This window comes from Maledivibacter sp., assembly GCA_025210375.1.
Lineage (GTDB): Bacteria > Bacillota > Clostridia > Peptostreptococcales > Caminicellaceae > JAOASB01.
Genome location: JAOASB010000016.1, coordinates 18,875 through 38,646, shown reverse-complemented (window position 1 = coordinate 38,646; position 19,772 = coordinate 18,875). Strand labels below are relative to the sequence as shown.

The 19,772-nt window shown below is 32.3% G+C and carries 18 protein-coding genes; all 18 read left to right on the top strand.

Annotated elements, in window-relative coordinates:
• Nucleotides 1-5: 5 nt before the first annotated feature.
• On the top strand, nucleotides 6-344 hold the full coding sequence (locus tag N4A68_05615; protein MCT4563782.1) for a small basic family protein: 339 nt from the start codon (nucleotides 6-8) through the stop codon (nucleotides 342-344).
• A 160-nt stretch (nucleotides 345-504) separates the two neighbouring features.
• A complete protein-coding gene (gene ftsZ, locus N4A68_05610; GenBank protein ID MCT4563781.1) occupies nucleotides 505-1,605 on the top strand; it encodes a cell division protein FtsZ in 1,101 nt (366 codons plus the stop codon).
• A 235-nt stretch (nucleotides 1,606-1,840) separates the two neighbouring features.
• Nucleotides 1,841-3,205 (top strand): hypothetical protein, encoded by a 1,365-nt coding sequence (locus tag N4A68_05605; GenBank protein MCT4563780.1) that lies wholly within the window; start codon nucleotides 1,841-1,843, stop codon nucleotides 3,203-3,205.
• Between the two features lie 13 nt (nucleotides 3,206-3,218).
• A complete protein-coding gene (locus N4A68_05600; GenBank protein MCT4563779.1) occupies nucleotides 3,219-4,067 on the top strand; it encodes a hypothetical protein in 849 nt (282 codons plus the stop codon).
• On the top strand, nucleotides 4,060-4,911 hold the full coding sequence (locus N4A68_05595) for a hypothetical protein (GenBank protein MCT4563778.1): 852 nt from the start codon (nucleotides 4,060-4,062) through the stop codon (nucleotides 4,909-4,911). Before N4A68_05600 ends, N4A68_05595 begins: the two co-directional genes overlap by 8 nt.
• A complete protein-coding gene (locus N4A68_05590; protein ID MCT4563777.1) occupies nucleotides 4,904-6,298 on the top strand; it encodes an ATPase, T2SS/T4P/T4SS family in 1,395 nt (464 codons plus the stop codon). Before N4A68_05595 ends, N4A68_05590 begins: the two co-directional genes overlap by 8 nt.
• 12 nt (nucleotides 6,299-6,310) lie before the next feature.
• The gene (locus N4A68_05585; GenBank protein MCT4563776.1) at nucleotides 6,311-7,288 is read left to right on the top strand and encodes a hypothetical protein; all 978 of its coding nucleotides are present in this window, start codon (nucleotides 6,311-6,313) and stop codon (nucleotides 7,286-7,288) included.
• 23 nt (nucleotides 7,289-7,311) lie between these two features.
• On the top strand, nucleotides 7,312-8,199 hold the full coding sequence (locus N4A68_05580; protein MCT4563775.1) for a hypothetical protein: 888 nt from the start codon (nucleotides 7,312-7,314) through the stop codon (nucleotides 8,197-8,199).
• A gap of 235 nt (nucleotides 8,200-8,434) precedes the next feature.
• A complete protein-coding gene (locus tag N4A68_05575; GenBank protein MCT4563774.1) occupies nucleotides 8,435-8,593 on the top strand; it encodes a hypothetical protein in 159 nt (52 codons plus the stop codon).
• An 18-nt stretch (nucleotides 8,594-8,611) separates the two neighbouring features.
• Nucleotides 8,612-9,073, top strand: a complete 462-nt coding sequence (locus N4A68_05570; protein MCT4563773.1) for a DUF4320 family protein — start codon at nucleotides 8,612-8,614, stop codon at nucleotides 9,071-9,073.
• A gap of 20 nt (nucleotides 9,074-9,093) precedes the next feature.
• Nucleotides 9,094-9,507, top strand: coding sequence for a DUF4320 family protein (locus tag N4A68_05565; protein ID MCT4563772.1), 414 nt, complete (start codon nucleotides 9,094-9,096; stop codon nucleotides 9,505-9,507).
• 7 nt (nucleotides 9,508-9,514) lie between these two features.
• Nucleotides 9,515-10,030 (top strand): hypothetical protein, encoded by a 516-nt coding sequence (locus N4A68_05560; protein ID MCT4563771.1) that lies wholly within the window; start codon nucleotides 9,515-9,517, stop codon nucleotides 10,028-10,030.
• A gap of 22 nt (nucleotides 10,031-10,052) precedes the next feature.
• A complete protein-coding gene (locus N4A68_05555; GenBank protein MCT4563770.1) occupies nucleotides 10,053-15,212 on the top strand; it encodes an S-layer homology domain-containing protein in 5,160 nt (1,719 codons plus the stop codon).
• Between the two features lie 186 nt (nucleotides 15,213-15,398).
• Nucleotides 15,399-15,653, top strand: coding sequence for a TIGR04540 family protein (locus tag N4A68_05550; protein MCT4563769.1), 255 nt, complete (start codon nucleotides 15,399-15,401; stop codon nucleotides 15,651-15,653).
• Between the two features lie 13 nt (nucleotides 15,654-15,666).
• Complete coding sequence (locus N4A68_05545; protein MCT4563768.1) at nucleotides 15,667-16,005, top strand: nucleotidyltransferase domain-containing protein; 339 nt, start codon at nucleotides 15,667-15,669, stop codon at nucleotides 16,003-16,005.
• Nucleotides 15,980-16,372, top strand: coding sequence for a HEPN domain-containing protein (locus tag N4A68_05540; GenBank protein ID MCT4563767.1), 393 nt, complete (start codon nucleotides 15,980-15,982; stop codon nucleotides 16,370-16,372). Before N4A68_05545 ends, N4A68_05540 begins: the two co-directional genes overlap by 26 nt.
• A gap of 33 nt (nucleotides 16,373-16,405) precedes the next feature.
• On the top strand, nucleotides 16,406-17,350 hold the full coding sequence (locus tag N4A68_05535; GenBank protein ID MCT4563766.1) for a copper amine oxidase N-terminal domain-containing protein: 945 nt from the start codon (nucleotides 16,406-16,408) through the stop codon (nucleotides 17,348-17,350).
• Nucleotides 17,343-19,766 carry a hypothetical protein gene (locus N4A68_05530; GenBank protein MCT4563765.1) on the top strand — a complete coding sequence of 808 codons (2,424 nt, stop codon included), beginning with the start codon at nucleotides 17,343-17,345 and terminating at the stop codon, nucleotides 19,764-19,766. Before N4A68_05535 ends, N4A68_05530 begins: the two co-directional genes overlap by 8 nt.
• The last annotated feature ends 6 nt before the right edge of the window (nucleotides 19,767-19,772 follow it).

Genomic DNA, 19,772 nt, shown 5'->3' with positions numbered 1-19,772 from the left:
AGTTGATTATAGCAATCTTTGGTATTATAATAGGATTGGTGGTAGGTTTTTATTTGCCAATAACCTTTCCCATGATTTACTCGGCGTATACATCCGTTGCTTTACTGGCTGCGATCGATTCAGTTTTTGGAGCGATTAGGGCTAGTTTAGAAAATAAGTTCAACTCAACCATCTTTGTTACTGGTTTCATAGGTAATGCTGTTATAGCAGGACTATTGGCCTATATTGGTGACAAAATGGGTGTACCTCTTTATTATGCAGCTATATTCACATTTGGGTCAAGATTGTTCCAGAACTTTGCAATAATCAGAAGAATGTTAATTGTAAAATTTAACAATAGGTAATTATTTTAGTTTTAAAGAAGGAAATTAAGAAATTATGTTGAAATAGTAGTATTATATTATTTAACAATTAACTAGGAAATGATAAAATACTTAGTAAATAATAAGAGAATACAGTTTACTATTATTCCATATAGTTAATCGACATGAAGGGGGTTATTTCGTGTTAGAGTTCGATATTGATGTAGAACAATTTGCACAAATAAAAGTTATAGGCGTTGGTGGCGGCGGAAATAATGCTGTCAATAGAATGATAGAATCAAACTTAAAGGGTGTACAGTTTATAGTTGTAAATACTGATAAACAAGCACTATATACTTCAAAAGCAGAGTATAAGATTCAAATTGGTGAAAAATTAACAAGGGGATTAGGAGCAGGGGCTAATCCAGAAGTAGGAAAAAAGGCGGCAGAAGAGAGTAGAGATGATATATATCAAGCCCTTCAAGGTGCAGACATGGTTTTCATAACTGCTGGAATGGGTGGAGGAACTGGTACAGGGGCAGCTCCAATAGTTGCTGAGATTGCCAAGGATATGGGAATTCTTACAGTAGGGGTTGTGACAAAGCCCTTCATGTTTGAAGGTAAAAGAAGAATGATGCATGCTGAAAAGGGAATAGATGAGTTGAAGTCAAAGGTTGATACTTTGGTTACCATTCCTAATGATAGATTACTTCAAATAGTTGAAAAGAAAACTTCGATGATGGATGCCTTTAAAATAGCTGACGATGTTTTAAAACAAGGTGTACAAGGTATATCGGATCTTATAGCTATTCCAGGCTTGGTTAATCTGGATTTTGCCGATGTAAAAACCATAATGTATGAGCAAGGATTAGCCCATATGGGAACTGGAAAAGCTAATGGTGAAAATAGAGCTGCGGAGGCAGCTAAGCTTGCTATCCAAAGTCCGTTGTTAGAAACATCTATCAATGGAGCTAAGGGAGTATTGCTTAATATAACAGGTGGCTCAAATCTTGGACTATTTGAGGTGAATGAAGCGGCAGAAATAGTTTCTCAAGCCGCTGACCCAGATGCTAATATCATATTTGGTGCTGTTATAGATGAAGCATTAAAGGACGAGCTTAGAATCACAGTGATTGCCACTGGGTTCCATAGCAATAGTACTACTAACACCATTAATAATATTAATAAAATAAGCAATGCTAGTGATAATAATAATGTTGCTGAAAAAGAGGAAGAAACAAAGCCAGAGGAAAATGATAGTGAATTGTTAGATATTCCTACATTTTTAAGGAGAAAAAGATAAAAATTACATAACTATATTTCTAAAAAAAAGACTATCTTCAATTGATGGTCTTTTTTTTATGCAAAAAAATAAGTTTGGGAAAATGGGAAACATGTCGAAAAATGACTAATATTAACAGGTAATAAATGATATAAAAAGAAATAAAAAGAAGAAAAATACAAAATTTTGTTGCATTAGAACAAAATGTATGAGAAAATTCATAATAAGGAATTATACAAAATTTGGAGATGGTTTTATGATTAAAGTTCTATTGGCTTTTAAGGCTTCTAATGGGAATGAGCAACTGATTAAAGGATTTTATAATGAATTTAAAAAGAAATCTCAACTTCCACAAATAAGTAAGGTATCTCGGTTATTTGAAATAGAGAAAATTCTCAATGAAGATGGGGAATATAATATTCTGATTATTGAAGGGGATGTGGAGAAACATAATCAACCTATACAAGAGGAATATCTAAATAATATTAGATCCAGATTTCCAAAACTTAATATAGTATATATCCTTAACAACAAATATCATGAATCAAATTACATAAGAAATATTTATGATATGGGAATCTATAACTGCCTATTTATTAAGGATGCTAGCATATCAAATATTGTTTATATTTCTTTAAATCCCAGAGCGGAAAATGAAGCTAAAAGTTATTATGGATTATCAATAAATACAGATGAAACAGAGAAAATCTATGATAATTCAATAAGAACTTCCTTAGAAGATATCAAAATGAATATAACTAAAGATGGTGGTAAAAAAGCTATTGTGGTAAAGGAAAGAATCGTATATAGAACACCAAAAGACTATCAAAAAATAATAGGTATATATAGTTCATATTCCGTGGGTAAAACTACTTTAGCCGTTAATTTGGCTATGTGCTACGCAAAGAATAAATTAAATGTGACTTTAGTTGATACTGACTATTTTAAAAAGGATATGCTATATTATTTTTCTATAGATAGCTCAGACTATTTAAAAATGCAAAGGCTATATAAGGATACACAGGATCAAAAAGAAATTGATAGTATTTCCTCCTATGAAATAAATATTACTAAAAGACTTAAGCTTTTTACTGATCACAGGGATTCTATTTATAAAGTAACTGAGGATATGATAAATACTATAGTTAGAAATAGTGAAAGTAATATTGTGATTATTGATATATCTAGATGTTTAGATAATGAGCTTATCAACGAAATACTATGTTTGTGCGATGAGAAAATAATAGTAGCCGATAAAATGCTATCAACATTAAATGGCATTCCCTATAAATTACCCTTAAAAAGCCATAACCTTAGGAAACTAAAATTAGTTATAAACAAGGATATAAATATAAAAAATCTTTCAAACAAAGAGATAAAGCAGTATTTTAAGGACATTGAATTATTTGGAGTAAAAAAATATAGTTTGGATTTTGATGGGATGTTTTTTATACCTAATAGACTCGAACTCATAGCTGAAGCCATGGCAAATAGAGAGGCGGCCTATGGGAAGAATATTGAGTTTGACAATAGTATTGAAAGAATTGCTAGAGCATTATACAGGACAAATATAGGGGAGTCTGGTAAAAAAGGATTGTTGAAAAAGATATTTAGCATATAGGAGGTAAAGAAGAATGAAGGGAAGACTAAAGAGTATTTTTATCATTATCATTGCACTATTTGTTGCCATCGCAACAGGTTTTTATCTTGTACCTAAGGATATGGAGAAAACTAGGCAAACGACTATGGTAGTAAGACTTAAAGAGAATATAGGGAAAAATCAGAAGGTTAAGAATGAACACGTCGAGGTAATAGAAATAGGAAGCTATAATCTGCCTAAGTATATTGTTACTGACTCTAATGAGATTATTGGCAAGTATGCTATGGTTCCGATGCATAAAGACGAATTTGCTATAGGGAAATACTTTCAAGATAAGAAAATCCCCGACGAAGCTTTTCTGTATGAAGACACATCTGTTGATGGGATAAGCTTTGAAACCGATCTTTCAAAATGTGTAGGAGGAATACCTAAAAAAGGAGACCAAGTACGGGTAATAATATATAAACAAGCCAGGGATAGAGATACTGAAAGTCAAGTGTTGACTTATGATGAGCTTTCTAAATTAGAAGTAATTAAAGTGGCAAACAAAAATGGTATTTCCATAGAAGATGCTAAAAGTGGAAATGCCAATATTAATAATTCCATAGTGCCAGGAGTAGTTACTGTTAAGGCTGATATAAAGCAACAACAATTGCTTGTGAAAGGAATTTATGATGGGACAATACATCTTGCATTAAGACCTAGAGTGTTAGTGCAGAAAAAAGAAACAAAAATAGTAGATGAGGGAGACCAGAAGGGAATAGCCAACATAAAGGGAAATAAGGAGCTGAAGGAAACCAAGGAAGCTGTAGAAGATAAAGTAGAAGCTTCCTTGGAGGATAATAAGGAAAGCCAAGGAGGGGGGTTTATCGTAAATGATTGATAAAAAAGTTTTTGCTGTATGGAGTCCAAAGTCCGGGACGGGGACAAGCTTTTTAACAGCAGCATTAGCAAAGTATTCAGCAATGCAGGGCTATTTAACCGGCGCTATAGACTTTAACAGACAATATTCATCACTTCCCCACTTATTGAATATAAAGCTTGATAAGGATAAGAGCCTCAAAAATGCTTTATTTACTGACAACGATAGGGATGTAATAGTTAATTTTCATGAAAACAATAGGGAGCAGAAATATCTTTTCGTCCTAGGCCTTAATCCAAGTGATAAAGTAGATAGTCTACATGAACTACAACAAAATCATATAGAAAGACTTTTGAAAATATCTAGGGAAAAATTCAACCTGTTGTTTATAGATTTACCTACTTCCTATATTGAATTTACAAGCTACATAGGCTGGTTTTATGCAGAGAAAATTGTCATTGTAATTGATAATGATATCAATAGCTTGTTTGCTTTAAAAAAATATCTTAGACAGTTCGACGAACTGAACATAAAAAAGGATAAGCTTGTACTTATCGTTAATAAGGATATCGGCATAATGGATTTAAAAGATATAGAATCCATAACTAATATAAAGCCCGTAGGCTTTATACCCTTTAGTAGAAATGTAATAAAGGATATGAATGAAGGGAAAACAATATTTGATGCAGGAGGGAATATAAAAGATAGAGTGGTTCAAAGGCAAATAAAAAATCTACATGAAGTACTTTTAAGGGAAGATACCGATGAAGAAGTAGTAAACATCAATAGAAAATTTCTTTCATTTTTAAGAACAAGGAATAAGAAGAAACAAGGGAATACTGAGGTAGGTGTAACCAATGAATAATTTTATACCTAATATTAATGAAGCTAAATACTTAGCAGGTATTCAAAAAAGAAGAGAGATTAAGTCTACCATCACAGAGGGAACTGAAAGGGCATTAGAAAATTCAGTAGACGAAGTTAGGAAATACCTTACAAATAATTATTCCGATCTATTTGAGGATACATTGTCAAATGATTATGCTAGGGAAAAGATTAAGGAAAAGGTAGCAGAGTTTGTTAGGACTAGAGCCATAAAAGTTGAAGGTGTAGATGGACTAGATGAAACCATAAAGGCTATAAATCTAGAAATTTTGGATTTTGGGGTTATAACTGAATACCTTGAAAATGAAAGTGTAGAGGAAATAAGGGTAAACTCTCCCTTTGATATAAGGATAGTAGTAGACGGTAGAGAATATTATACAGGTAAAAAATTTACATCTGAAAATGTGGCCATAAATATTGCTAAAAAAATTGTAAGAACTGTGGGTAAAACCCTCTCCCCATCTTCACCTATTGTAGATGCGAGATTAAAAAATGGACAAAGAGTTGCTTGTATAATATCCCCAAATGCCCTAAGTGGTATAAATCTTACTATACGAAAGCAAAAAAAAGAGGTTTTTACTGCTGAAAAATTAATTGACTTTGGGACTGCCACTAAAAATATGTTTGAATTTCTGGATGTGTTAGGGGAATCAGAGATTTCTAATATGGTAATAGGACCAACTAATAGTGGTAAAACTGCAACATTACAAACCATCCTCACCAGATTAGTTGAAAAAAATGGTGATCGAAGGATTATAACTATGGAAGATACTGCTGAACTCAATGTTAAAGGAGCAATTGCTTGGGAAACAAGAAACGGAGTTTCCCTTCTTGACCTACTTATTCATTCCCTGAGACAATCACCTGAAACAATGGTCTTGGGAGAAATGAGGGGACAAGAGGCACAAACCGTTGTTGCAGCCGCAAATACAGGGCATCAGATTTACAATTCCTTTCATGCCAATGGCCCAGCCGATGCACCAACAAGGGTACTTCAAATGTATATGATGGGTTCAACCACCCTTACACAAGATATGATACTCGATATGATTATCAATGCATTTCCCCTGTGTATATTTCAAAAAAAATTAAAGGATGGAAGTAGAAAGATAATGAGTATATCTGAGCTTGAGGGTTATGAAGGTGGAAGGCTCAAATATCGTGAGATATTTAAGTTTAAACCAATAGGTATTGAGCAGACACAGGATATCAATCCCTTAACCGGAGAAAAATTTTATAGAAAAAGTATTATTGGCCGTCATGTTTTTAATAGTAACATAAGCAACATACTTCATCAAAGGTTTTTAGAAGCTGGGATTGATAAAGGAATTGCAAATATATATTTAAAGGGAAAAACAGAGAATTAAGGAGGGGAACTAATGGAAAGAGCTTTGGTTTATAAATTGATAATAAGCCTCTCTATATTTATAGCAATTTTCACCTTGCTTTGCACTGTTTTTGGATTTGAAGGTAAGATATCATTTAGGCCTATACTTAAAGGGAAAAAGAAGGAAAAGAGGAGAATAGAGAACTATGAAAAGATTTTAAAAGAAAACAGAAGAAAAGAGATATTAAGGATCAAACCCAATTTAAGGGAACGCTTAGAAAGGAAAGTTAAAAATACCATAGAACTATCGGAGATAGAACTAACCTTAGAGAAATTTCTGGTTTATACATTGATATCTAGTATTGCAGGTATTATGGCAGGCATGATTCTAAGGAATCCACTATTGATGATAATATTTGGTTGCTTTACATCAGTAATACCCTTTTTCTATATACAGGAAAAAGCTAAAAGAAAATTTAAAGTGATTGAGGAAAACCTACCAACCTCTCTAGGGAATATAATTGCTCAGTTCATGAGTGAAGAAGATTTTGTTATAGCCGTAGAAAAGAAGTTAGACCAACTTCCTAACCCCTTAAATAAATACTTTACATCCTTCGTTAATGAGGTACAGGTTTTAAACATAAATGTGGTTGAGGCATTAGAAAATCTGAAGGATAAAGTCGATAACTATTATTTCAAGGAATTTATTGACTTGGCTATTCAGACAGAAGTTCAAGGGGAAGAATTAAAATATACCATGATGACAATACCGGAAGACCTTAGAGATATTCAGCAGGTTCAAGGCGAATTTGATCTGATAAGAAAGAAATATATTAGAAATTTTGTGGCAACTTTGATATTTTTCCCCCTTAATCTGCTGATTTTAAGAGCAGGTTATAGGAGATATTATGATTTAATTGTGTATACCTCCCAGGGGAAAATAGGACTAGCGGTTGTAGTTCTAATAATGATAGGTTGTACTTATTTTCTATATAAATACAATAAGCCCATCAGAGTTGAAATCGATTAAATTAAAAGAGGTGATATAAAAAATTGAATACACAATCCCTATACTCATTAATTATAAGTACCTCTATATTTGTTGCTTTATATAAGCTTAAGGATATGCTTATACTTCGAATAAGCAAGAAAACAAGGAAAAAAGCTAAGTGGATTCAAGAATACAGTAATGATGATAAGGTTCCATTCTTAGAAGAAGCCTTAAAACCATTTTCGGACTTCGTAAATAAAAAGGTAAAGATAAGTAATGATGATCGAGAAGGTCTGGAAAGAAACCTATTAAGAGTTGGAGAAAAAATAGGGCCAGAACAACATCAAGCAAAAAAGATTATTTATCCAAGCATAATGATTTTATTAGGATTGGTACTAAGCCTATTTTCTGTAACAATATTTGCTATATGTGTAATATTTGCAGTGTTTATGTATTTCCAACCCGATGCTGAGCTGGAAAAGAAAATAGATGAATTAAATGGTAATATACTAAAGGAATTTCCTCGCTTTGCCAGGACTCTAAGATATTCCCCACATAAAAATATAATACATACCATAGAAGACTATTTGAAGATTTCAAAAGGGCCATTATACTACGATCTTAAGATATTACATGCGAAACTAGAAGCGGGTGTATCTGAAAAAGAAGCACTACAGGATTTTGCAGATAAAATAGGTATAAATGCAATACAAAACTACATAATGGCAGTTATTACTGGATTAGAGACTAGTAAAGAAAATGTTGACGCCCTTTATGCAATTCAGGAAGAGAAAATTAGGCAAATGAACCTTAATAATATCAAAGAAGAAATGAATAAAAGACCAGAAATCTTGGAGAGAATTAATGCAATAGTTCTCTACAGTATAATGGCCATGAATGGATTAGCAATTATACTATCTTTCTTTTATGATTTTGCAAAACAGTTTTAAGCATATGAAAAAACAGGCTAGGTTAAGAAGTTATTTTGATATTTTCCAGGACTTTGGTCACCGTCATACTTACTGTATGTAGGGGGTTGAGTAATGATAAAAAATTAAAAGAAGGAATAAGATGACTAGTTTATTTTTGAATCTGCTTTAATTAAAATCAGATTATTAATATGAAGTGAAGGGTGTATATCAAAAATCTGATTTTTTTAAATAATAACTAAGGAGGACATGGATTATGAACAAACTTTTTGGATTGGCTATAGCTGTAGTTGTGGTAGTAGCATTATTAACTGTTTTTAAGGAGCAAACTGTGAAAATAGCAGGTGATCTGTTTGCTACCTTTAGCCAAGCAGTTAATGGCAGTGATATTTTTGTATTCCCAAAGATATTTTAAGTAGGTGTTATAATGTTGATGAACATTAGAAAAAATTTCAGAAAACACTTAAAAGACCAGAGGGGTATGTCTAATCTCTCTGGTTTGGTTGTAATATTTGCCCTTTTAATGTTTTTACCCATACTAGGTTCCTTAGTGGGAACATATACTACATGGAAAAATCTTAATACCATTACAACAACTACAGTTAATATGGCTAAAAAGGTAGGGGGGTTTAATAATGCTGTATTAGTTAGATATGAGGAGCTTTTAGATGAATATAAAATTGATAGGGGCAGATTAACAACAGTATTTTTGCCAGGTACAGATGTAAAGGTTAATAAAAGAAATAAGCTGGGTATAGAGTTATCCTACAGGAAAAAGCTTACTTTTATGAAAATAGATAAATCTACCTTTTCCATAGATATAACAATACCCGTAAAAAGTCATGTGTTTTCCCAGGTGTATTTTAAACCAAATGAACTCAACATATCTGATTGAAGGTGAATAGGTTGATATATATGGAAAATGAAAAGGGGAGTACTACTATAGAAGCACTAGGATTTACCTTTAAGCTTCTGGTTGTAACGATCTTGGTATTTCAGCTGTCAATATTTCTTATAAATATTGGTTTCGCCAAAATGGCTGTTGATGAAGCTGTAAGAAAGGCTGAGTCCGAGGGTATGATTAGAGAAAATTATTTAAAGGAGCAGCTAAGTAAAAGAAATATAAGCTATGACAAAGTTAGTGTTGTTGATATAAAGCCTAGTTTTTACAAAAAAGTAGATAAACTAGGAGATCAGCTTTTTTTAAAAATAAAATATGAGCATGAAGTGAAACTGGGAGACTTTTGGAATATAAAGCTCAGTATACCACTTAAGGCTTCAGGTACTAACCAAGGATATTATGGAAGTGGTTATGGTGAAGGATGGTGACCATATAATGAATAAAATTAAAGGATCAATTAATAATGAAAGGGGTTCATCATCCCTTATTGCCTTGTTGAAATTTTTCCTAATTATAGTAGTACTAGGTATAGGAATAGAATTTATTAAAATACAAGCAATTCACAGAACTTTAAATACAAAGATAGAAATAATTGCACAAGATAGTTTAGAGATGAATCTTTTGGATGAATACCGAAGAGAACATATTTCTTTAGTGAAAACTCAAGATGTGAAAAATACATTTTATGATCAATTAAAAACGGAATTCGATCTAGATAATTCTCTAAATCCTATTGAAAAAGGTATACTATCAAGAAAAATATATATAAAAGAAATATCAGTAGAAGAAGGAGATTATACTACAAATGGTAGTGGAAGTAAAAATACGGTTTTTCCTTCAATACATATTCAAGGATATACAGAGAAGCCAATTGTACTTATATCATTTCTTATAAAATACAATGCAAAAATTGCCTTTGATATAGATGTTGAGAACTCTAGATACGATTGATAAAAAGAGGGGGCAGTTCAATATGATATTAAGTTTATTTAATGCATTTAAGGAAAATTATTATTGTGAAGAAAATATTAATTTCGGTAAGTTTTTAGTTGTGATGTTATGCGTTATAGTAATCAGTCAAGGACTTTCGATTAATCAATGCTATGCTGATCCTGTAACTAAAACCATGACTATAAATTTTACTGAGGACATGAATCAGAGTAAGAGTAAGACTATAACTATACCTAATTTAAAGAGTATAGTAGATGTATCTATAAATACAGGGAATGTATCGCATTCCGTGGATGGTGAAAATATAACTTTCAGTGTTAGTGGGGGAAGCCCTAGCAGACAAGAATATAACGCTAAGAAATATTCAAAGCAAGTTACAGATTCAAAAATACAAGGGAGTAGTAGTTTTTCTTCTACAATGGACTATAATTATGGGACTTATAGTGGAACCTTATATAAAACAGGTACTAGTGTGTTTTTAGGAGGCTCTCAGGGAGAAAGTAGCTACACTACTAAATATCATTATATAGAATGGAACTCTTATTGGAAATGGGATGATGATGATCGAGACTGGATTAAGGTTAGTTCCACTAGTCCCAGTTTACCTGACAGAATATATTATAGCAATGATGGATTTACGGGTTGGCTAAGTTTAAAAGATACAGATTATGTAGGAGGAAGTTTATATGATTGGAAGCTAGGTCCAAATTGGACTGGTAGAAAAGGTGAGACAAAACATTTTTCTCTCAATCGTAAAGGAAAATATGGAGGACCTATATATAAGTCAGATACACGAAGTTGGAAACAGAACTATTCAGGAACAGTCTACAAAGGGGGATATGATGATTACTACGGTTATACAGTAACACTAAAATATACAGACAACAGCAACCCAACAATAGGTATAAACAAACCTACCGAAAATGAATATTTTAGTAAGAAAGTAGGTCACAATAGCATTTCAATAGAAGGAAATGTAAAGGATGATGATGCTGGCGATAATTTAACAGTTTACTATAGTATATTAGATAGGTCAAATAACCCGGTTTTAGGACATGAGAATATAAATATTGATAGTTTTTTAGCTAATGGTAACACTCAAAACTTTAGCAATTATACTATATCTGTAGATGATAGTTTGAGCGAAGGTAATAATAATATAAAAATATGGTGTGAAGATGATAAAGGTGGCAAATCAAATGAAATAACTAGAAGTTTTATAGTAGATAATACAGGTCCAACATCAAATGTACCTACAGTAAGAGTTATAAGCAATACGGAAATACAAATCACACCAAATGCAAATGACCCGAGTAATTTAAATGTAGCACCATTTCTATATAATAGGGACGACTCAGACATAACTTCATGGATCGATACAAGCCCATATTCAGATACAGGATTAGTAGCAAATACACAGTACACTTATAAATACAAAGCTAAGGATAGTCTAGACAACGAAAGCCGATACTCTCCTATAGCTAAGATTTATACCAAAGCTTTAAATCCTGAAAACATATCAATATCAGATAGTGTAGGGACATCAATAACCTTTGAAATAGCTAATGCACCACAGGGACAACCACCAGAACATAAATTAGAACTAAAACTTAAAGGAGCCGGTGAGAATGGATCTAATATTTCAACCTCAGATTGGAGCGCAGATACAACTAGAGAACTTACAGGACTTACAATAGAAACGGAATATGAATTATGGGTCATGACAAGGAATTGTGATGGTGTAGAAAATCCTAAGTACCTAGCATTAGATAGCTTTATTACAAATACGTCTCCAACAGTAAGCATAACTACTATAGAAGAACAAAATGCAATTAACTACGATGGCTCCTTTATACTGGAAGGAACCATAACAGATACAGAGGGGGATACAGTAACAATAAAAGGTGTTTTGGGGGGCATTACAAAATCCACAAGTATTGATACTTCAGCAAATTCCCATTGGTCATTATCATGGACGGGTACAGAATTAAATTCAGGACAATTTGAGGGAATAAATATTACAGCAAATGATGGTAAGAGTGGAACAGCTAATACGAAGTGGAATGGCAGCATTGTAATTAATCCCTATGTAGAACTAAATGGAGCTAAGTTAATAGAGACAGAGAGAGAAAGTACATTCATTGATCCAGGAGCAACATCTAACTATGCAGTGAAAGTTTTAGGAAGTGTAGACACTTCAAAACTAGGAGAATACATATTAACATATGAAGCAGAAAATCCACTTGGTACAAAGGCTTCAAAAACTAGAACTGTGGTTGTAGTAAAGAACCTAAAGGATAGAATAAGAGATAAGATCACCGAGATAAATAAAAAACTTGATGATTTAAAGAATACTAAGGAAATTGATCTCCCAACAGGTATAGATGATTTAAATAAATCAATAGATGAATTAGAAAATCAAATAAGTTCACTGCCCGATGGAAAAGAAAAGGATGATTTTATAAAGGAACTTGAAGACATAAAAGCAGAAAGAGATAAGATTTTGAAAAAGGTGAGTGACAAGGCATATTTTGAAGATCAAATAAACAAAATACATATTGATTTTGACAATGATCCGGTTATCTTGGTTTTACCTAACTTAGATAAGGGTGAATATAGGTTGAGTGTTATAGATTTAGAAGATAATAGTAATGTAATATCTAATACCACAAGTACAGGTGGAAATATCGAAATATCAGGAGCAAAAATGGGACATACTTACAGGATAATTATTGAGATTTACTATAAGGATATTTTATATAGTAGGACTATATTTGACAGTACATATCCTGATACTATAGCACCGATAATAACTGGTATTTACAGATTGAAAGGCGAAGTATATGTATTAGGCATGGATAATTATAAGCTTGCTATAAAACCATATGGATTTAAATTTAAAGAGGGTTCCTATGTGGAGAAGGAATTGACTAGCACAGATGGTATCAAAGCAGTAGGAAGGATGTACCTAGATGTAGATGATACAAAATATTATAAGGACAATCATATAGCCATAAATGCACCAAATACCCTAAAAATCTTACTAAAGGATAGTTTTAATAACACCACTGAGAAAGAAATCACTGTTAACGATTATGATGAAATTATCTATGGAGAAGTTTCAGATGAAATTAAGGATTCCATATATGGTAAAAAACATAACAACAATAATTCCAATGATGAAGATATAGTTATTACTGACCCAAATATTGATGAAGAATTAAAGGAAGATATTATAGACACAATTAATGATACAGATATAAAATCCGAGGATACGGAGCTTAATAGTAATGAAGGGAAAATCTCTATTAATATATCAAACAAATTAAAAAATAAGTATATAGGTGATGATTATAGATATAGGTTAGATATTATAAAAAAGGATAATATGAATCTAGTTTATACTAAAATCCTTAATGAACCTGAAAATGTTGAAATTCCAAAACTACAAGATAGCACAAAATATATAGTAAGATTAAGTATATTAAAGGGAAATAAAGAACTGGCATTCAAAGAGATTGAAAAGATGACCAAGGATAGAACGGCACCAATTATAGAAAGCATAGTCATTCGTAATAACAGAATTAATGTAATAGCTAAGGATAATGTTAAATTACATAGTAAGGCCTATAAATTTGATATAACAGGGAAAAAACAAGCAGCCATGAAAGAAAAATTTGTCCTTGGTGAAGGGGTACTTGTTGCAAGTATAGATGATGCGTTAGATATTAGCTTACTTGCTTCAAAAACTAAATGGGCAGAAGTAAATTGGCAAAATGAAAACAGGAAAGAGTTTGATACGGGAACAAAATTAATTGTAACAGTTAGAGATAAAGAAGGTAACTTTACACAATCAAATGAAATAATTGCAGATGGGAATGGAATAATACATGAAACCATAAATCCTGAGAATCCACTTAAAGTAGGTAAGGGTTCGCAAATTGATGTTGAAGATATATTAGACAAAATAATTGATAAATTAGGAAAGTATGTTGAGAAGAAAGATTTAGATATCAAAATCACTCAAGGTAATGCAACTATTAAGGATGGGAAAATAAACATAATAGGTAAAGGCGATATAGTTGTAAGTATAACAAACACAGCTACAAACAAAACTATACAATACCTAATAAAGGTAGTAGATGATAATGACAGTTTCAAAAGAAGAATCATAGTCGAAAAGGGAAGCCAAATGAATGTAGCACTCGCCTTCGATGAAGCGTTAATAGATATATTTGAAAATACCAAAAACATTACATTCGAGACTACGAGTAGCAACATAAGCATAAATGATTATGTGCTTAAAGCCCATGAAAATGGAATCGGAACGATAATAGCAAGTAAAGATAAAGAAAATATTAAGCTATATGTTATAGTAGCGGATTCTATTTCAAGTGTTAGAAGTAATATACAAAAAATTGAGGAAAATGTTGCTTTTACTATTTTGAAGGGGAAAGAAATTAATGTTAAAGATTATCTAGAATTAGAAGGTCAAAATGTAAATAGTAAATACCTTGTAATTGAAACCGATAGTAAAAATATCAAATTAATAGATGATGTAAAAGTTAAAGCTTTAAATGAAGGGATAGCAACTATAAGAGTAGTAGATCTGGCAGAAGCTAAGGTTAGCAATATTAACTTTAAAGTAGTTGATATTAAACCTTTTGATCAAAAACTCACAGATATCGAAAAACATTGGGCTAAAGAAACTGTAGAAAACGCTATTTTGAAAGGGATTGTCCATGGCTATGAGGATAATACCTTCAGGCCAGATGAAATAGTATCTACTGAAGAGTTCCTGGTGATGTTAAACAAGGTAAAACTAATCACTAATAAGGAAGATAAGAAGCTAAACTCAATTGACCTGAGCAGATCCCATTGGAGCTATTACGAAATAGCTAATGCCACTATGGGCTTAAAGGCAGATGAGATAGATTTTATATTAGATACACCTTTAACAAGGGAAAAAGCAGTTTATCTTACAACTAAAATTTTAGAGTTTGAATCCGATTCCCAGGTGAAGTTCACAGATATAGACAACTCAAAATATAAAGAGTCAATTAAAACTGCAGGGAGAATATTAAAAGGATATGAGGATGGAAGCTTTAAAGGAAGTAAAGAAATTACAAGGGCCGAAGCCGTAACATTAATAAAAAGAATATTATTAGAGTGTGGAGATTGAACAAAATAATCTGTATCAGTTTGGTGCAAAAGACTTTATATATCCATTTAATATCAAGGAGAACATTAACTTGTTCTCCTTGATATGGTAATTATAGTAAAATAATGGTTGAATTACTTGTATGAAAATGATACAATAATGATACGAATAGTACGAAAACCATACAAATGTGTTTGAGGTGAAAAAATGGACATACAAAGACATCCAAGTTCAGTTTTGAAATTGTCACATGAAATGAAAAAAGTAATTGATGCCTACTGGAGCAGAGATATAACTGAAGAAGAAATGAGGGAATACATTATATATTTTGCAAATTATGAAAAAGAGAAGTTGTTCCATGGTCCAGAATATAGTCCGACTATTAAGCAGCGACTAGGCAAAAGAAGAATTGCCCTTATTGATAAGATATTACAGGGCTTTCAAACAAAGCTTCATATATGAAAGGAGTCTTTGTATGAGTAAAGAGCTAATAGAAATATTGAAAAAAGGAATTGTAGATAATTTCAATCCAAAAAAAATTATTCTTTTTGGATCATATGCAAAGGGGACGGCAACAGAAAAAAGCGATATTGATATTTGCATAATAATTGAAACCACGGACAGAAGAAGATTGCGGAGGGAAATAAGTAAATATATTTATGCTAAAAGTGGACTGGATTTTGATAAACCTGTAGATGTTCTTATATATACGATTGAGGAATGGAAAAAATATTTACTGGAAAAAGGGACTTTTGCAAATCACATACTTAATAAAGGAGTGATATTATATGACAGACAGCACAAGGTACAATGACTGGATAATTAAAGCAAATGAAGATCTAAGTAGTGCCAAAATACTTTTTGCTAATGAAGGAGTAAATTCTATTATTACTTTTCATTGTCAGCAAGCAGCTGAAAAGATGCTTAAAGCATTTTTACTTTTTAAGTCAGGAGAAGTTGTTTCTGGGCATTCTTTAGCTTATCTTTTAAGAAGATGTGAAAAATATGATGAGTCTTTTGATGATATAAAAGAGCATACCTATACATTAGATGATTACTATATAGAAACCCGATACCCTGCAGATACTCCAATTGATATAACAGATAAAGAGACGCGGGAAAGTATAGATAGTGCAAATACAATACTAGACTTTATATCAAATATAATCAACAATAACTAATCTAAAAATTAGATAGATTAAGGAGATGAAAATATGAGAAAATGTATTAGCTTAATAATTGTACTGACATTAACTTTGGCACTGCTTATACCGTGTTTTGCCGAGGATAACAACTATAAGATGGACGAAAATGGAAACCTTATTAAAGTTGATGAGAATTTTGATAACATAGTTAATGTAACTGTAAATGAAGTTGAGGTAAAATTTAAAGACGCTAAACCCTTTATAAACAAGCAGGAAAGGACGGTTGTCCCAGTAAGATTTATAGCAGAAGCTTTAGGAGCCAAGGTTGATTGGAATGGAGAAACGAGAACTGTATTTATAGACCAAGAACAAAAACATATTGAATTAGTAATAGGTGCCATGGAGGCTACAGTTGATTCAGAAATCATAAAATTTGATACCAAGGCAGAAATATACTTTAATAGAACTTTCGTTCCATTAAGGTTTGTTTCAGAGGCTCTAGGGGCAAAGGTTGGATGGAATGGAGAGACAAAAACAGTAACTGTTGATACTAAAAGTGGGGAAGTGGTACAACCACAAACACCTTCAGAACAAAATATTGAGAAAATTGTTCAAAATCTAAAAGATGATGAACTAAAAGAAGTTGTTAAAAATGTTTCAAATATATATGTTGCAGGAAGAGATACCGGAGAGGATATTATGTACAATTCAGAAGGAAAAACAGGGTTATATGATACAGAGATAATGATATCCTATTGCGAGTACTACAACAATACATTAATAACAGTTTATCCTACGTTCTACAAGAAAGATTCTTCAGTACTTAAAGAAATGCTTAAAGTTTATTATCCAACTCAATTTGAAACAGTGTATGCTTATGTAACTGATACAATGAAGAATTCAGAATATACTAAAGGAAAAGCAAAAGAGTTTATTTATGACAAGAGAAGTTTTGCATGTGCAAAAGGTGAAATGGCAGTTAGTATATACATAGGAGGCGAAGCCAATGAATAAAATCATATCAAGGCTTTTAGCCTTTTTTTTATTTACATCGTTTGTAGGATATCCAATAAGTACAATGGCACAGGGAAAGGAATTAGTGGCATATGTACCACATTACAGGCTAGAACAAAAAGGAATACTAATATACAAAGACAAGGATGGAAATTGGATTAATGGTGGGATAGGAGAGGATATTGAGATAGAGCAGAAAATTGACCTTGGGCAGTTTGAAGACCAAGAGGATATTAATAAAATATTTAATGTTTTAGTTTATCCCTATGATCCTGGCTTTATGTTTTCCACGGAGGAACTAACAAGGCCTATTAACAAGTTTTGTAAGGATAGAGAGAATTTTATTGAAAATTACTATAACCATTCAACGGATTCCGTAGAAGTAATAGATAAAAAGTTAAACAATGGGATAGTAAATTTAAAATATAATACGGAACTTACTCCAAAAGTAGAACCCTTAAACGTATCTAAATACAGTGATGAAGATATCTATATATTATTAGGGGAAGATCCTGAGGACCCTAACCCTAAAATAAAGTCAGACTTAAAAGCCATTAGAGAGTTAAAACCTACGGTAGAAGATCTAAATCTTCCAGTACCTTTAAGTACCTTTAAAGGTATGCTCAATGTAGAGATTTTATTCAAAAAGGGCTTAGCTGTATATGGAAAGCCAGAGGATATTGAAAATAATGAATTTAAGGCAGGGGAGTATAGATACCTGGGATATGATATTAATGGTACTCCCTTTACAAATGAAGACTTTCCTAATGACTTTAATATAGGTAAAAAACCTTGGGAGAAAAACTGGATATATAAGCCTTGGAATACGAATATAGAGAATCAAAAAAGGCCTCAAAAGTCGGCCTTTAATAGAGATCGAAATGCTACTCATTGGCTCAATCAAATAGAATGGGCAGGAAAAAATGGATGGACAGGAGAGAAACTGATTGATTATTTTATGATTCAGTCGCCGCAGACTGATTATACACCAGGTTCTGCGATCGGATGGCATAGTCTTGAAAATGGCAAGGTGCTTTATCAAACATTCGAAATACCTCCAGCAAAAAGTTTGTTAGATGAGCTAGGGGCTGAAGCGTATATAGTGTTTATACCAATAATTATCGAATATTGGGTTGAAGCAAAAACCGATAATTTGGCAATAAAGGACATTAGAAACGAGACAAGTGAAATAGAGTATGATAAGGATTATGAATTAAAATTTGATGTGTACAACATGTGTCTTAAGGACGCTTATGATGTTACGGTTGATTATTATTTACAGTATAATGATAAATTAAAGCATATGTTTGTTGACTCAGGCCATACGATAGAAGCTTTAAAAAGTCAAACTGGAGGTCTGATTTATGGCATTCCAGAGGATTATAAACGGAATACCTTTGAACTTGTTGCAAAGCTCAATATGAACGAAAAGCACTCGGCAACCTTTGAAGATGGTACGATTATTGAGGAGAATACAATGGAGGACAATGAAATTTCAATCCTTATACCAATCAAGGAAAAGGAAGCCTTTGACCTTGAAGTCATAGACATTCAGTATAGAGAATATCAAGCAGGGTCTTACTCTCCTGTTATAGTGAAGGTTAGGAATAATGGAACGACAAACATTGCAACTAACTTGAAGCTCGATGTTGAAGGTACTGTCTCAAAGAAAGACTTTTTTGTCCCGGCTGGGAAAGTTGCCGAAGTGATGTTTGGACTTCAAACACCAAACATAGAAACACAATTTAAGATGGCAGCCAAAGTCGATTATGATAATAAAATTAGTGAAAGCAATGAGAAGAATAACACTTACTCAATTAATTCAAGGACAATCAAGGCACAGGAAAAGAAATGCAGTCCATCATACGTAACATGGACAGAGTACAGGAGCAAAAAGAGTTATAGCTCCGGTAAAAAAATTAAAACATGGACACATACCAAGAAGAAATGCACTGGCTCCGGGGAAAAAAGAAAATGCAAGACGGTAACTGTTATAGATGGATATACAGTGAGGTTCTATGCAAAACTGACCAATGTTAATGTTGATGTTAATTGGATAAATAAAGAACAGGGATTTATTAAATCTGGATATGGAATAGAAGTTGAGGCCAAAGCTGATATCGTTTCAAACTATGATAGACCAAGCCAAATAAAGAATGTTCAAAGGACATTTTTCTATTCGCCGGACAAAACCATCCAGATGAAAGGATCAAATGGTAGATTTGAATTGCCGGTTAATTCGCGAAGTCATATGAATGAAAAAATGCACTATATTCCGGTTAATACTTCCGATGGGGATTATAAAATTTCTGTGAGTCTCCAGGGAGCTTCCACACCTGGAGGAATATTAAATATTTGCCAAGATGTTATAGTTCCTATTAAGGGACACATGTACGAAGATGATAATACCAATTAATGAACT